General features: G+C 46.4%; 14 protein-coding genes and 1 other annotated feature. All 14 genes read right to left on the bottom strand.

Annotated features, from left to right (window positions below):
- Window positions 1–30: 30 nt before the first annotated feature.
- The gene (mtnN, locus tag AC2Q9J_RS07855; RefSeq protein ID WP_499038730.1) at window positions 31–741 is read right to left on the bottom strand and encodes a 5'-methylthioadenosine/S-adenosylhomocysteine nucleosidase; all 711 of its coding nucleotides are present in this window, start codon (window positions 739–741) and stop codon (window positions 31–33) included.
- A gap of 449 nt (window positions 742–1,190) precedes the next feature.
- Entirely contained in the window at window positions 1,191–1,949 is a 759-nt protein-coding gene (locus AC2Q9J_RS07850) for a YrrS family protein (protein ID WP_499038728.1), read from the bottom strand.
- Between the two features lie 205 nt (window positions 1,950–2,154).
- A complete protein-coding gene (greA, locus tag AC2Q9J_RS07845; RefSeq protein WP_499038726.1) occupies window positions 2,155–2,631 on the bottom strand; it encodes a transcription elongation factor GreA in 477 nt (158 codons plus the stop codon).
- Window positions 2,632–2,712: 81 nt separating this feature from the next.
- The gene (gene udk, locus AC2Q9J_RS07840; RefSeq protein WP_499039121.1) at window positions 2,713–3,360 is read right to left on the bottom strand and encodes a uridine kinase; all 648 of its coding nucleotides are present in this window, start codon (window positions 3,358–3,360) and stop codon (window positions 2,713–2,715) included.
- Between the two features lie 9 nt (window positions 3,361–3,369).
- Window positions 3,370–3,975 (bottom strand): O-methyltransferase, encoded by a 606-nt coding sequence (locus tag AC2Q9J_RS07835; RefSeq protein WP_499038724.1) that lies wholly within the window; start codon window positions 3,973–3,975, stop codon window positions 3,370–3,372.
- A 90-nt stretch (window positions 3,976–4,065) separates the two neighbouring features.
- Window positions 4,066–5,190 (bottom strand): endolytic transglycosylase MltG, encoded by a 1,125-nt coding sequence (mltG, locus tag AC2Q9J_RS07830; protein ID WP_499038722.1) that lies wholly within the window; start codon window positions 5,188–5,190, stop codon window positions 4,066–4,068.
- Between the two features lie 90 nt (window positions 5,191–5,280).
- Window positions 5,281–5,589, bottom strand: a complete 309-nt coding sequence (locus tag AC2Q9J_RS07825) for a DUF1292 domain-containing protein (RefSeq protein ID WP_084246213.1) — start codon at window positions 5,587–5,589, stop codon at window positions 5,281–5,283.
- A gap of 13 nt (window positions 5,590–5,602) precedes the next feature.
- The gene (gene ruvX / locus AC2Q9J_RS07820) at window positions 5,603–6,019 is read right to left on the bottom strand and encodes a Holliday junction resolvase RuvX (protein WP_499038719.1); all 417 of its coding nucleotides are present in this window, start codon (window positions 6,017–6,019) and stop codon (window positions 5,603–5,605) included.
- Window positions 6,020–6,022: 3 nt separating this feature from the next.
- Entirely contained in the window at window positions 6,023–6,289 is a 267-nt protein-coding gene (locus tag AC2Q9J_RS07815) for an IreB family regulatory phosphoprotein (protein WP_071151980.1), read from the bottom strand.
- A gap of 88 nt (window positions 6,290–6,377) precedes the next feature.
- Window positions 6,378–9,002, bottom strand: coding sequence for an alanine--tRNA ligase (alaS, locus tag AC2Q9J_RS07810; protein ID WP_499038716.1), 2,625 nt, complete (start codon window positions 9,000–9,002; stop codon window positions 6,378–6,380).
- Between the two features lie 546 nt (window positions 9,003–9,548).
- Window positions 9,549–9,759: a binding site (T-box leader), on the bottom strand.
- Window positions 9,760–9,812: 53 nt separating this feature from the next.
- Window positions 9,813–12,308, bottom strand: a complete 2,496-nt coding sequence (gene recD2, locus AC2Q9J_RS07805) for an SF1B family DNA helicase RecD2 (RefSeq protein ID WP_499038713.1) — start codon at window positions 12,306–12,308, stop codon at window positions 9,813–9,815.
- A 24-nt stretch (window positions 12,309–12,332) separates the two neighbouring features.
- Complete coding sequence (locus tag AC2Q9J_RS07800; RefSeq protein WP_499038711.1) at window positions 12,333–12,992, bottom strand: tetratricopeptide repeat protein; 660 nt, start codon at window positions 12,990–12,992, stop codon at window positions 12,333–12,335.
- Between the two features lie 14 nt (window positions 12,993–13,006).
- A complete protein-coding gene (gene mnmA, locus AC2Q9J_RS07795) occupies window positions 13,007–14,125 on the bottom strand; it encodes a tRNA 2-thiouridine(34) synthase MnmA (protein ID WP_499038709.1) in 1,119 nt (372 codons plus the stop codon).
- Between the two features lie 13 nt (window positions 14,126–14,138).
- The gene (locus AC2Q9J_RS07790; protein WP_499038707.1) at window positions 14,139–15,272 is read right to left on the bottom strand and encodes a cysteine desulfurase family protein; all 1,134 of its coding nucleotides are present in this window, start codon (window positions 15,270–15,272) and stop codon (window positions 14,139–14,141) included.
- Window positions 15,273–15,274: the final 2 nt, after the last annotated feature.

Here is a 15,274-nt window from a genome sequence, read left to right as displayed (position 1 = left end):
AAATTTCCGGCAGCTTTTTCTGTTTTCATATTAACGCTCAAGCCTGGATGTTAATCGTTCCACTACACGAAGAACGATCTTCGTTGAATGTTCTGCAGCCTTTGGCAAGAATTCATCGAATGACACAGAAGATTCTTTGCCGGCTATATCTGATAATGCACGAATCACGACAAAAGCAGTGTCGAATTGGTAGCACACCTGCGCCACTGCAGCTGCTTCCATTTCGGCAGCTTTCATTTCAGGGAAATGGCCGCGCACTGATTCAACGCGTTCCGGATCACTCATGAAGGAATCTCCAGTAGCAATCAACCCGACTGCATAAGGAAGATCTTCCAATTCACTTACCGCTTTTTCCGCTAGTTCGATTAATTCAGGGTTGGACTGGAAGGCCGCGGGCATCTGCGGCACTTGGCCCATTTCATAGCCAAAAGCCGTAACATCCACATCATGATGGCGTACTTCATCAGAAATGACGATGGAGCCCACCTCAAGATCTTTATCAAAGCCACCCGCGGATCCCGTGTTGATCACCAATTCAGGTTTGAAGTGCTGAAGCAGGATGGTTGTCGACATAGCTGCATTTACTTTACCAATGCCGCTTTTCAGTAATACAATTTCCTGTCCTTGATATGTACCTGTCGTGAATTCACAATTCGCGATTGTTTCGGCCTCCGGGTTCTCCAAACTGCTCCGAAGCAATTCCACTTCTTCTTCCATTGCACCAATTATTCCAATTTTCATCTGTCATTTCTCCTTTATGTCTTCAGACTTTGAAATTACTTTTTAGTAAGTTGAATTAAACAATCAGCGAAATTTGCCGCTTCGTCGCTTTGGACAGTGCAAAGATTATGCTCCTGCGCGCTGCTCGTCGCAAAGGAGGCGCCCAAAATTCATGGCGCACCTTAGCTCACACAATAAGCCGAGAAGAGCACTCGTCTTATTGCTCCGCTCCGTCCGGCCGCGCTCCTTCGCTGAGGTACACTTCTAGATATGGAGCAAAATAGCGAAGACTCCCAGGCGAAGCAGAAACGGAGTTGGCTTTCCAACTCTGTTTCGACGAAGTGCTGAGATCCACTCGGGCGTTTAGCCCGAGTTAGCTTAGCGCGAGCCGCCAGGAAAGCGGAGCTGTTTTGCGGAATATCGACTGCCATGATTTATTATATCAACTTTAATAGAAAAAAGACGCTATATTAATAAGCGCCTTCCACAGTATTCAGTATATCCATTTTAACAGGTTTCCAACCATCTTTTTCAACCCATTCCAAATGTACTCGATATTTTTTCGACATATCTTTGGATTGTACGGTACCGATTGATTTTTGAGGACTGCCGCCGTTCCCGATATGCATGATGTACATATCTTTTTCAGCTAGTCCAGTAGCGTAAGTGATTGCGTCAACCTTTTCCTGCCAATCCACTGAGTTCGTGTCATAAACAGAAACATGTTCACCGCTCTGTTTAGTTCCTACCGGTTCCCAGCTGGTGTTGATGATCGTCTCTTTGACAATCGGATCATTCGATTCCTGGCGTGTGATGGTTCCGCCGGTCACAGTGCCTTCTTCTTCAGCTTTTTCTTTATCTTTCTCTTTTTCTGCTTCTTTATCTTTGTCTTCTTTTTCTTCTTTGGCGTCAGCTGACTCTCCGGATTCTTCATCTTTTTGATCTTCGTCCGCAGCCTGCTCATCTTCCGTTGCTTCTTCAGCGTTTTCTGCTTGTTCTTCGCCTTTATCCTCTTCACTCGCCTCATTATCTGTATCTGTGGAAATCTGTACGGATTCAGGTTCCTGGGCGTTCTCTGAGCCATCATTTTGTCCCAGGAATATAAATGCCCCCACGATAAGAATTAATGCAAATACCAGTCCAATCATTACGTTCAACATTTTATTAGTTGTGGAACTGCTTTTCTTCTTATTTACACGAGAGGGATAAGGTTTTTTGTCTTCTGCCATAGTTATAGCCTCCCCTTCCTTGATATTCTATCATAATTTAATATGACAAATTTAACTTCCATGATAAATTTATGTTTCATTATGAATTATAAACTTTAATTTAACAACTGCAACTGAAATATAAAATAAAAATTTCTAACAAGATTCTTTTATCATTCCCCTTGAATAAAAAAAACAGCCATCCTCAAAAGAATGGCTGCAATGATTACGAGATGGAAACGATTTCAATTTCCATTTCCCCGCCTGGTGTCAACACTTTCACACGGTCGCCGATTGTACGGCCAATCATGCTTTTCGCAATTGGTGAATCGTTCGAGATGCGTCCTTCAAGAGGATCTGCCTCTGCTGAACCCACGATTGTGTATGATTCTTTGTCACCATCCGGAACTTCAACAAATGTTACTGTAGTTCCTAAACGGACAATGTCGTTGCTCATATCGTTTTCATCTATGATGACCGCATTGCGGATCATTGATTCCAATGTTGAAATGCGTCCTTCTACAAACGCCTGGTCTTCTTTAGCTGAATCATATTCAGCGTTCTCAGACAAATCACCGAAATCACGTGCGATTTTAATCCGTTCAACCACTTCTTTGCGTTTAATCGTTTTCAGGAAATCCAGTTCGTCCTCCAACTTCTGCTTTCCTGCAGCTGTCATCGGAAATTGTTTTTCGTTAGCCATTGTTCCCCACTCCTTCAACTGCTGACTTGAGATTTTTGAAAAATCCGTCAGTCTTGTCTCATCATAGTATAATTTACCATTCTATTCAAGAATTGTTTTAATTTTTGTAACCATCAGATCAATTGCGACTTCGTTTTGGCCGCCTTCAGGTATGATGACGTCGGCGTAGCGCTTAGTCGGTTCGATAAATTGATTGTGCATCGGTCTCACGACATTAAGGTATTGCTCGATCACCGAATCGATTGTCCGTCCCCGTTCATTGATATCGCGCAGCAGCCTCCGAATGATCCGCAGGTCGCCGTCCGTATCTACGAATAATTTAATGTCCATCAGATCCCGCAGCCTTTTATCTTCAAGCACTAATATCCCTTCAAGGATAATAACATCTTTTGGCTCGATGAGTATCGTTTCTTCTGCACGGGTATGAATGGCATAATTATAGACCGGTTTTTCAATCGGTCTGCGTTCTAATAGCTCATTTATATGCTGGATCAAAAGGTCAGTGTCGAATGCCAGAGGATGGTCATAGTTTGTCGACAGCCTTTCCTCGAACTCCAGGTGGCTTTGATCTTTGTAATAGTAATCCTGTTCAATAACTACAACGGAATGTTCCTTGAACACTTCATAGATGGAATTCGTAACACTTGTTTTGCCGGAACCCGATCCTCCGGCGATGCCGATTACTACCGGTCTGTTTTTTGACATAGCAAACTGCTCCTTGCGTCTAATCGTTATTTTTTACCGCTTTCTGCAAATCATGATGCCGTCTCCTATATCGAGCAGCTTCGTATCATATTGGGCATGTCCCATCATGGATTCCTTAAATTTATTGAGATTCCGTATCATCGTCCGTTTTCTTCGCGGAATCTCTGTTAAAGGAACTGATGACATACCATGCATATGCATATTATCACAATATACTATTCCACCGCTGTTTAATAAAACTTCATACTTTTCAAAAAAACGCTCATATTGCCCTTTTGCCGCATCAATAAAAATCGCATCATATGAATTATTTAGAAGACTCAAATCCATTTCAAGCGCATCTGCCTGGAAGACGCGGATTTGTTCCTCACCACCCGCTTCTTGTATATAATCCCTGGCTTTTGAATAACGCTCTTCGTCCCGCTCGATTGTATCAATATAAACAGACGGCAAAGCTTCAGCCATTTTCAATGCGGAAAAACCGATTGCTGAGCCGATTTCCAGTATTGCACCTGGTTGCTGTTCGATCAATAAAGCTGTTAATTGACTGATGCCTTCATCTTCCATGATCGGAACATGATTTTCCCGGGCATATTTTTTCATATCCGCAATTGTGTTCTCAAAGCGTGAATTGTCCATTTTCTGGAGCCCCTTTTCGCCATCGCAAAAATTCTTTCAAATGATAACATAAAACAAGAAGGAATGCGAGGTCGCTTCCTTCTTGTTTGTTTAATTGCCTATATATTCATCACGCTTTTGAAGATGTTCTTCGTAAGTGACCGAGAAATGGTTGGTGCCTTCAGAGTCGGCAAGGAAATACATGTAATCCGTATCCGCTGGGTCAAGCACCGCTTCAATGGATGAAGCTCCGGAGCTGGCAATAGGGCCAGGCGGCAAGCCTTTGTGAATATATGTGCTGTAAGGATGCTCAAACTGGTAATCCTCATTGAACAAACGGTCACGGTGTTCACCCATTGCATAGATGACGGTCGGGTCAGTCTGCAGCGGCATATCCTCATCCATCCGGTTATAGAAGACGGATGCGATAGTCGCGCGGTCAGCTTTCGCTGTCGCTTCTTCTTCAAGCAGTGAAGCGAATGTCAGCAGCCAATGCGGCGACTCTTCCCGTTCTTCCAAAATAGCCGTATAAGGAGCAATATTCGCCTGTGTGGCGTTCAGCATCTGTTCAATTATCAATTCAAGTGAAGGATCTTCTTCATAGAATGGATAAGTTGCCGGGAATAAATAACCTTCAAGCGCGTATCTGACATCTTCGCCTTTGATTTCTTCCGATAAAAGATCCGGATAGCTCGCCATCAATTCATCGATGTAAGCTTCATCGGTTACTTTGGCCATAAAATCCTCAGCCGAGTGATCGGTTTTTTCAGCTATGACGTTCTCGGCAATTTGCTCGAGTGTCAAGCCTTCAGGGAAATTGATCGTAAACAAAGGTTCACGGTAGACTTTACCCGTTTTTAGACTTTGCGTTATCTCATCTAGTGTCATAGAAGGCAATAAACCATAGGTTCCAGCCTGGAATTCGGATTCATTGTTGAATTTCACGTAATATTTATAAATCCGGGCATCCTCGATGATTCCGTTTTCTTCCAGCAATTCCGAGATGCTGTCCAAATTAGAACCAATCGGAACTTCAACTTCGATAACTTCCTCGGAATCCGGATCCACCGGCTCCAATGCGGAAGTCACGTAAGTGTAACCCCGGTAGCCTGCAACTGCCACCACAATCAATAGAACAAGCGTGATGATAAAAACGATGCGCCGCACAATTCTCACTTCTTTTTTCTTCTCTTTCATGCGGTCAAACATGATATCAATCTTCGATTTCTTTTCCACGGGTTCCCCCCCTTAACTATTCTTTACTATTATACAAGAAAGCAGACAAAAAGAAAAAGGCGGAATTGAAACTCAATTCCGCCTTACTTTTTAAAGCTCTTCGTTTTCCTCTTCTTCAGCAAGGAAAGTATTTAGCATTTCTTCGATCATGTCCCATTCTTCATCAGTCTCAACCGGCAAAAGATCGCCGCCTGCTACTTTTCCATCAACATCTGTGTTTTCAGTGAAAGATGATGCCTGGATTTCGATTTCGCCTTCTTCATCTTCTTCAGCGCCAACCGGGAAATACAAAACGTACGATTTTCCGAATTCTTCTGAGTCAAATGTAAACAAAATTTCGAATAACTGCTCGTTGCCGTTTTCATCAACGACTGTGATATGTTCTTGTCCGTGTTCCATTGTCGTCACCTCATTATTTTTTAAAATCAAGATAGCCTTGCAAAATCAGTATAGCAGCCATCTTGTCGATCACTTTCTTACGGTTCTTTCGGCTGACATCGGCAGAGATCAGCATTTTCTCTGCTGCCGCTGTTGTGAGACGTTCATCCCATAAAACCACTGGTATAGCATACGCTTCTTTCAGCAATGCTGCAAACTTTTCTGATGCCTCTGCTCGAGGGCCGATAGAATTGTTCATGTTTTTCGGGTATCCCACTACAATTTCAGAAACTTCATATTGGCTGATCAGTTCACCCAGGCGTTCAAGTCCATATTCTTCAATTGCTTCATTGATTTTTACGGTCTCTATTCCCTGTGCCGTCCAGCCGAATGCGTCGCTGATTGCGACGCCGACTGTTTTCGAACCTACATCCAGCCCCATTATCCTCATAATTTATTCCTCATTATTCTTTTTAATATAGAACTTTACAAGTTCTTCAAGGATTTCATCCCGTTCGAGTTTACGAATTTTGTTCCTTGCATCCTGATGGCGAGGAATATAAGCCGGGTCCCCGGATAATAGATAGCCGACAATCTGATTAATCGGGTTATAGCCTTTTTCTTCTAATGATGCATGTACTTCCAGCATCACTCGTTTTACATCTTGCTCCATCGATTCATCAGACGAATCAAACTTCATAGTGCGATCGAATGAACTCACGACAAGCACCTCGCTTTCGGATTTAGATAGGAAAAACCTTTTCCGCTGCCTGATTTCCATTATATACGATAAAAGGCATTTATTAAACCTATTTGACTAAGTCGTATACAGACTCCAATGCTGAATCCAGTTTTCCAGGTTCTTTTGCTCCTGCCATCGCCATGTCCGGACGGCCGCCGCCTTTTCCTCCGCATTGCTCTGCCACATGTTTGACGATTTGGCCCGCATGATAGTTCCCGCCAGCCAATTCTTTTGTTACACCAGCAGCAAGCATGACTTTGTCGCCGTCTACAGCACCCAAAACAATCACTGCATTTTCAAGCTTCTGCTTCAGGTCATCCATCATCTGGCGCAGCTGGTTATTGTCTTTTGCTTCAACACGAGCTGACAGCACTTGAATATCTCCCACTGTCTTCACAGAATCCAGGATGCCTGCGGATTGCGCATTTGAAACTTTCGCCATCAGTGATTCATTTTCACGCTGCAGCGCTTTTTGGTCCGCAAGGAAAGTCTGCACCTTCTGGATCAGATCTTTCGGATTGGATTTCAATAAGGAAGCCGCTTCTTCCAGCGTACGCTCAGTGTTTTTGAGATTTTCATATGCGCCTTTTCCTGTCAAAGCTTCGATGCGGCGGATACCTGCGCCGATTCCGCTTTCCGACACAATTTTGAACAAGCCGATTTCAGCTGTGTTGCCTACATGGACGCCACCGCAAAGCTCTAATGAATAGCCGCCGATTTCAACAACGCGCACGACATCCCCGTATTTTTCGCCGAACAATGCCATTGCTCCCATTTCTTTCGCTTCCTGTAAATTATGGTAGCCGGTCGCGACTGCAATGCTGTCCCAGATTTTATTGTTTACAATCTTCTCGATCTCTTCAAGTTCTTCCGCTGTCACCTGGCCGAAATGCGAGAAGTCGAAACGCAGACGGTCCGGTCCGACGTAAGAACCCGCCTGATTGACATGGCTGCCAAGAACATCTTTTAATGCCTGGTGCAATAGGTGTGTAGCTGTATGGTTCTTCACCGTGTGGCTGCGTTCTTCGACATCCACTTTTGCTTCAACTGCCGATTTCGTCAATTCACCGGAATCGATTCGGATTGAATGGATATTCTGGCCGTTCGGCGCTTTTTTAACATCGAGCACAAATGCCTGCACAAGGTCATTGCGCAAAATGCCGTGATCCGCAATCTGTCCGCCGCTTTCCGCATAGAAAGGCGTGCGGTCAAGAATTACCTGCACTTCTTCACCTTCCTGTGCATGATCGACAAGTTCGCCGTCTTTAATGATGAACAGTACATTCGCTTCTGCGACGGTATCTGTGTAACCGATAAATTCACTCGGTTCTTTGATGTTGCCGAGAACCTCCGATTGCGTCTGCATAGAATTGACGTTCTGGCGAGCGCTCCGTGCGCGTTCACGCTGAGCCATCATAGCTTGTTCAAAGCCGGGATGGTCGATGGTCATGCCAGCTTCTTCCGCGTATTCTTCTGTCAGTTCAATCGGGAAACCGTACGTATCATAAAGACGGAATGCATCTTCACCAGGAATTTCATTGCTTCCTGCAGCTTTTTGCTTATCCGTAACATTGGATAAGATAGCCAGTCCTTCATTCAATGTTTCATGGAAGCGTTCTTCTTCGAGTTTCATAACGCGTACAATAAAATCTTCTTTTTCGTTCACTTCCGGATAGAAAGCTTTCATGATATCTCCGACAATCGGCACCAATTGGAACATGAATGGTTTTTCGATGCCCAGTTTTTTCGCGTAACGGACTGCGCGGCGCAAAAGTCTGCGAAGTACATAACCACGGCCTTCATTGGATGGCAATGCGCCATCACCGATTGCAAAGGCAACAGTGCGGACATGGTCGGCGATCACTTTAAATGCCAAATCGCTGTCTTTGTCTTCGCCATATGTCTTGCCGGAAATCTCTTCCGTTTTTCTGATGATCGGCATGAACAGATCCGTATCGAAATTCGTCGGCACATCCTGCACGACACAAGCCATGCGTTCAAGGCCCATTCCTGTATCAATATTCTGTTTTGGCAGCGGTGTATAGGTGTGGTCCGCGTTATGGTTGAACTGGGAGAATACCAGGTTCCAGATCTCAAGATAACGGTCATTTTCGCCGCCAGGATATAATTCTGGATCGTTTAGGTCGCTGCCGTAGCTTTCGCCGCGGTCATAGAAAATTTCAGAGTTCGGTCCACTTGGGCCTTCTCCGATATCCCAGAAATTCCCTTCCAACCGGATGATGCGTTCAGCTGGAATTCCGACTTCATTGAGCCAGATGCCGTAAGCTTCTTCGTCTTCAGGATGCACTGTCACCGACAGCAATTCCGGATCGAAGCCGATCCATTTCGGATCCGTCAGGAAATCCCAAGCCCAGTGAATCGCTTCTTTTTTGAAGTATTCACCGATTGAAAAGTTGCCGAGCATTTCAAAGAATGTATGGTGGCGGGCTGTCACACCCACGTTTTCGATATCGTTTGTGCGGATGGATTTTTGCGCATTGACGATCCGCGGGTTTTTCGGGATGACGCGGCCGTCGAAATATTTTTTGAGCGTCGCAACGCCACTGTTGATCCAAAGCAATGACGGATCTTCGAATGGCACCAAAGGAGCACTCGGCTCCTGATCATGTCCTTTTTCTTTGAAAAAGTCCAAATACAGCTGTCTGATTTCTTCTGCTTTTAAATTCTTCATTTGTTTTCCTCCTTATTACTTAGATAATTTTAAAAATCGATATTGCGCAAAACAACTTCGCTTTCCTGGGGGCTTGCACTGAGCTAACTCGGTCTCGGTCCCCTTCGCCCGAGTGGATCTCAGCACTTCGCTCGAAACAGAGTTGGAAAGCCAACTCTGTTTCTACTCCCCTGGGAGTCTTCGCTGTTTTGCTCCATATCTGGGTGAAACTCTTAAGATGAATGAGCGGAGGGTGGCGAAGGGCAAAGATGTGCTCCTTCATCGCTCCGCTTGCTTCGTCGCAAACGATTCACACAAGCGCCAATCGCTTCCTGCGGGCAAAAGAGCGTGTCCTGAGACCCCGCAGAGAAGGTTAGACCGAACTGCATTCGGTCTAACCTTTGCGACGAAGCGTGTAACGCTGCAGGAGCATCGGTTTTCGAAGCGATCGAGGAGGCTCAGGCTGCTCCCCGCGGAAAGCGTCCACCCGGAGTGACATCATCTGATATAGCAAAAGACTAAAAATTTCAGATGGATATAAAAATAGCCTCCATCCCTTGCGTAAACGCAAGGGACGAAGGCTATTGATTCGCGGTACCACCCTAATTACACGGAACTATTCTTCCGTGTCTCTCATTGGCGCCTTAACGCGGCTTTACGGCAGGGATTAGCTGCACTCAGGAGTAGCTTTCTAAAATATCATCGCGAAGACCCTTTCAGCCGGGGGATCTATTTCTGGACGCATGCTATTTTATACTTTCTCCATCAACGTTTTGAATATTCTATAGGTTGAATTATAGAAAAGTTATTTGGTCCTGTCAACAACAGCCGTCAGGATTCGATAAAATCACGCGGTGTGATGCCTTTCATCCCAATCAGTGGATGGATAGCGTGCACATTGTCATTTGTCAGGGATACTGGTCCATTCGCTTCTGCGGCAACAGGCTCTTCCACTGGTTTTGGTTGTTCAGCCTTTTTCGAAGACACAGCAGAATTAGAAGAAACTTCCTTCTGCTGCACAGATTCATTTTTGGTTTTATTGCCATCCGCTTCAGGGTCTGACAGCGACAGCCGATCTTTTAATGTGGTCATTCGCTTCGTATCGTCCGTGCGTTCGACGCCGTAGCGGAATACGCCGGGATCGCCGCAAAGAATTAGGAAATCCTTGCTGCGGGTGATCCCGGTGTAAAGCAGATTGCGGCGCAGCATTTTCATATAACCGCGGACAACCGGCATGATGACAGTCGGAAATTCAGAGCCCTGCGATTTATGGATGGAACAGCAATAAGCCAATGTCAGCTGATTGAGATCGCTGCGCTGATACGTCACTTCGATGCCGTCGAATGACACGACGAGAACGTCCTGCTTCTCGACCGTTTCACTCGCTTTCATGATGGCCACCACTTCGCCCATGTCACCGTTGAAGACGTTGCTCTCCGGCTGGTTGACAAGCTGCAGCACTTTATCTTTAACACGGTAGGTGATATCACCAAAGACCAGTTCTTTCCGTTTGCCGTCCGTATTCGGATTGACCATCTGCTGGATCATTTTGTTCAACGCGTCTATACCTGCAGGCCCCTTGTACATCGGCGCGAGAACCTGGATGTCTTTGATGTGATGCCCTTTTGCAAGCGCGCTTTTGACCACTTTTTCGACCACTTCCGGTATTTGTTCGGCACCGGCTTTGATGAACGAACGGTCAGCCGTTTTGGCGGTGATATCCGCCGGCAGCTGGCCGTTTTTCATCTGATGCGCCAGTTCTATAATGGAAGAACCCGACGTCTGACGGTAAATATGCGTCAGCTCAACTGTCGGAATCCGTTTCGAGTCGAGAAGATCACGCAGCACCTGGCCGGGTCCCACCGGCGGCAGCTGATCCTGGTCGCCGACGAATATAATCTGCGCATCATCCGGCACAGCCTTCAGCAATTGATGCGCGAGCCACGTATCGACCATCGACATCTCATCGATGATGATCAATTTTCCTTCGATTTCTTTCTCTGTCTCTTCTTCCCTTTCCTGTCCGTTGAAACCGAGCAGGCGGTGAATCGTCATTGCGGGGAGTTCTGTCGACTCGCTCAAGCGCTTTGCTGCGCGGCCGGTTGGGGCTGCAAGGATAATTGGAAACGGTTCTTTCTTCTTGGCGTAATCTTTTGGATCCAGCGACAAGCCGTGAAGTTCCGCATACACTTCAACAAGCCCCCGAACCACTGTCGTCTTCCCTGTTCCAGGCCCACCTGTCAAAATCATGACAGAGGAATTAAGGCTTGATTCAATCGCCTGCACTTGTGTTTCCGCGTAACTGACGCCAAGACGTTCTTCCGCTTCACCGAGCGCTTTCCGCACTTCAGAAGACGGAAAGCCATCGCGGTTTTCCTGTGAAGCAAGCAAGGTTTCAAGTTTTGTTGCAATGCCCACTTCCGAATAATAAAGCGACGGCAAATAAAGACGCGTTTCTTCCCCCGCGACTTTGCTTTCTTCATTTAACTCGATGGCCGCTTGAGAAATGGCTTCAATCGAAATTTCTTCACGCTGTCTGGCTTCAAGCATTTCCTTAACCTGCGGGATAAGGGTTTTGGCATCGATATAGACGTGCCCTTCAGACAGGGACGCCTGATTCAATAAATGCAGGATCGAGGCTTTGATGCGGTCCGGATGGCTGCCGGTCAAACCCAGCTTCGCACCGAGTTCGTCCGCCCGCTGAAAACCGATCCCTTCAATCTCTTCGATAAGGCGAAAAGGATTTTTCGTCAGGATGTCGATCGTTTCTTCCCGGTAAGCCTGAAAAATGCGCATTCCTACCTGTGGACCGAATCCCCAGTCATTCAGCTGGATCATCACCCGTTCCAGCCCCAGGTTCATCTGCAGCGTCGAGCGGATGGTATCTTTTTTCTCATCTGACAAACGCGGAACAACATCGAGTGCTTCCGGGTCTTCCAGAATTTTTTTGATAGCGTCTTTGCCTAGTTTTTTGACGATCGTTTCCGCCGTCTTCCGCCCGATGCCGTTGAACATATCGCTCGACAGATAATGGACGATGCCCTGCTCGGTTTCCGGCACTTCTTTTGTAAATGTTTCCACTTGGAACTGGATGCCGTATCGTGGATGATTTTTCACTGCTCCAGTAAAACGGTATTCTTCTTCCATGGAAAGTTCGGGAAAATATCCTGACACGATGATTTCTTTATCTGCATAAGAGGTGTTGGTCTGATGGATTTTCACTTTTGCGATGGTGAAAAGATTTTGGGGGTTATGAAAAATTGAAACGACCGGCCGACCAAGCACAAATTGCGTTTCTTCCTGAAATAAATCAATTTGTCCTGTCATGCCGATCGTTCCCCTTTCAAATTCCTATTGAAGATTTGTTTTAATCATATCATATGCGTAGCGCGCCATTTCATTTTCTTCGTCGAGTGTAAATGCCTGCTCGAGATGATGCATGGCATCTTCCGTACGGTTGGTTGAAACGGCATAAAGAACACCCAGATTATAATGGGCATCCGAGTGGTCCGGCTGCAATTCCAGAACTTTTATGAATTGCGGTTCCGCCAGCTCGAACAATTCCATCGATGCCAGCGTCACGCCGTAGCTCATCCGCGCAGCCACATCCGTCTCATCAAGTTCAACAGCGCGCTGCAGGTACGGCAGCGCCAATTTTGTCTGGCCCAGCCGCTCTAAGCACTTGCCGATCATGAAATGGGCATCTGCCCCTTCCAATTTATACTGCACCGCTTTTTCATAAAGCTTTAATGCTTCATCATAGCGTTCAGCATTGAAATACAGATTAGCCAACCCGTAATACGCGGTTGCTGATGTTTCATCCAGCGTGATCGCTTTCTGGAAAAAGCGTTCAGCACGCTCCGTTTCTTCCATTGAAGTCAATACATGCCCGAAATTGATATAACCAAGCGGATTTTCCGGTTCTTCTTCAATGGCTTTTGTAAATGCCTGCACCGCTTCTTCGGTTTTGCCATTCTGGATGGCCTCTATGCCGATTTCATTGTAATTCATATGTCTCTCTCCCATTAGCCTACATATTCAAGGCGTGCGCCTTTTTTAAATACTTTATCAATCGTTCCGCCGCCCAGGCACACATCGCCGTCATAGAAGACCACTGCCTGACCAGGCGTGATTGCGCGGACCGGCTCATCGAAAGTCACGATCGCTTCGCCGTCTTTCAGTTGGACTGTTACGCCAGTATCTTCCTGGCGGTAGCGGAATTTAGCCGTGCATTGGAAATTCTCAGCAGGCATAGCGTCAGACGTGAAGCTTAAATTTACAGCACTTAAGCTGTCGGAATACAAAGCATCGTGATGGAAATTTTGGCCAACGTATAAGATGTTGCGCTCAAGATCTTTCCCGATAACGAACCAAGGGTCGCCCGCTCCGCCGATGCCAAGTCCCTGGCGCTGTCCGATTGTGTAATACATCAAACCGTCATGGCTGCCCATTTTAACACCGTCGAGGGTTTCCATTGAACCTGGCTGCGCCGGAAGATATTGGCCCAGGAACTCTTTGAAATTACGTTCCCCGATAAAGCAGATGCCCGTTGAATCTTTTTTGGTGGCAGTTGCAAGGCCAGCTTCCAATGCAATTTCACGCACTTTTTTCTTTTCCATATGGCCGATCGGGAACATCACTTTTGATAATTGCTCCTGATCCAATTGGTTAAGGAAATAAGTCTGGTCTTTATTGTTATCTTTGCCGCGCAGCATTTTCGTTTCGCCATTTGCAGCGTGTTCCACCTGCGCGTAATGGCCAGTCGCCAAATAATCGGCTCCAAGGCTGAGGGCGTGCTCTAAAAACGCCTTGAATTTAATTTCTTTATTGCACATGACATCCGGATTCGGTGTTCTGCCGGCTTTGTATTCATCCAGGAAGTACGTGAAAACCTTATCCCAGTATTGTTTTTCAAAGTTGACGGCATAATACGGAATGCCGATCTGGTTGCAGACACGAATAACGTCTTCGTAATCTTCCGTCGCTGTGCAGACGCCGTTCTCATCCGTGTCATCCCAGTTTTTCATGAAGATGCCGATCACATCGTAACCTTGTTCCTTCAATAAATAAGCGGCAACCGAAGAGTCCACCCCTCCGGACATGCCGACAACAACCCGCGTATCCTGCGGTGTTTTTTCTGTCATATTAATCACCTTTTCACTTTAGCGCCAGGCGCTTGCTGATTTGGGCTGTTTTTTCAGCCGCTTTGAGTACCTGTTCCAATGTCAGCCCCATGCCGAAACTGAAACGGATGGAATTGCGGATCTCGTCCGCCTGTTCACCATACATCGCTACAAGAACGTGCGACGGATCGATCGAGCCAGCCGTGCAGGCAGAACCGCTCGAAGCCGAAATGCCGGACAGATCCAAGTTTACAAGGAAGGATTCGATTTCGATTCCTTCGATGCTCAAATTCAGGATATGCGGCATTTGCTGACTGCCGTTCTCTTTATATGCAACACCCGCATCATCGAGTGTCTTTTTGAAAACTTCTTTGTATTGCTCATATTCAGCTGCTTTCTGTTCTCTCGACTCCATGGAAATCGAAACAGCTTTCGCAAAAGCACTGATTGCCGGAACATTTTCCGTTCCGGCGCGGCGTTTGCGTTCCTGTTCCCCGCCGTAACTTAGCTGAGCCAAGCTTGTGCCTTTACGCTGATACAGAAAGCCAACGCCTTTTGGGCCGTTCAGCTTATGGGCCGAAACGGACAATAAGTCCACCTTCAGTTCGTCGACATCAATCGGCAGAACGCCATATGCCTGGACAGCGTCCGTATGGAACACTGTTTCTGTGCCTTCCAGCAATGCACCGATTTCCGCAACCGGCTGCACGCTTCCGACTTCGTTGTTGCCAAGCATCACCGTCACAAGAATTGTATCGTCCCGGAGCGCTTTTTTCACGTCATCTGCTTTCACAAGCCCGTTGCTGTCCACCGGCAGATACGTCACATCATAACCATCCCGCTCAAGTTTCTGGCAGGCATGGAGTACCGCATGGTGCTCAATCTGCGAAGTGATGATATGCTTGCCTTCTTTTTTCAGCGCGGTTCCAAAGATCGCTAAATTATCCGCTTCTGTTCCACCGCTGGTAAAAATGATTTCGGGATCGTCCGCACCTATGCTTTTCGCCAGGATGCTGCGGGCTTCGTCCAGTATTTTTCTTGCTTCACGTCCAGTGCCGTGAATGCTTGAAGGGTTGCCGTAAACTTCCGACAGTCTGTTGGAAAATAATTCGACCACTTCCGGATGCATCGGAGAAGTGGCCGCATGGTCAAGATAAATTCGATTCATCA

The sequence above is a fragment of the Planococcus sp. RAB007_Raresut genome (genome assembly GCF_057369535.1).
This window is presented reverse-complemented; position numbering and strand designations above follow the sequence as displayed.

Bases quoted from the DNA above. Each gene is read 5' to 3' on its own strand.
- AC2Q9J_RS07850 (WP_499038728.1), bottom strand. From the start codon at position 1,949: ATGGCAGAAGACAAAAAACCTTATCCCTCTCGTGTAAATAAGAAGAAA.
- alaS (WP_499038716.1), bottom strand. From the start codon at position 9,002: ATGAAGAATTTAAAAGCAGAAGAAATCAGACAGCTGTATTTGGACTTT.
- AC2Q9J_RS07835 (WP_499038724.1), bottom strand. From the start codon at position 3,975: ATGGACAATTCACGCTTTGAGAACACAATTGCGGATATGAAAAAATAT.
- greA (WP_499038726.1), bottom strand. From the start codon at position 2,631: ATGGCTAACGAAAAACAATTTCCGATGACAGCTGCAGGAAAGCAGAAG.
- ruvX (WP_499038719.1), bottom strand. From the start codon at position 6,019: ATGAGGATAATGGGGCTGGATGTAGGTTCGAAAACAGTCGGCGTCGCA.
- mnmA (WP_499038709.1), bottom strand. From the start codon at position 14,125: ATGACAGAAAAAACACCGCAGGATACGCGGGTTGTTGTCGGCATGTCC.
- recD2 (WP_499038713.1), bottom strand. From the start codon at position 12,308: ATGACAGGACAAATTGATTTATTTCAGGAAGAAACGCAATTTGTGCTT.
- AC2Q9J_RS07825 (WP_084246213.1), bottom strand. From the start codon at position 5,589: ATGGAACACGGACAAGAACATATCACAGTCGTTGATGAAAACGGCAAC.
- AC2Q9J_RS07800 (WP_499038711.1), bottom strand. From the start codon at position 12,992: ATGAATTACAATGAAATCGGCATAGAGGCCATCCAGAATGGCAAAACC.
- AC2Q9J_RS07790 (WP_499038707.1), bottom strand. From the start codon at position 15,272: ATGAATCGAATTTATCTTGACCATGCGGCCACTTCTCCGATGCATCCG.
- mtnN (WP_499038730.1), bottom strand. From the start codon at position 741: ATGAAAATTGGAATAATTGGTGCAATGGAAGAAGAAGTGGAATTGCTT.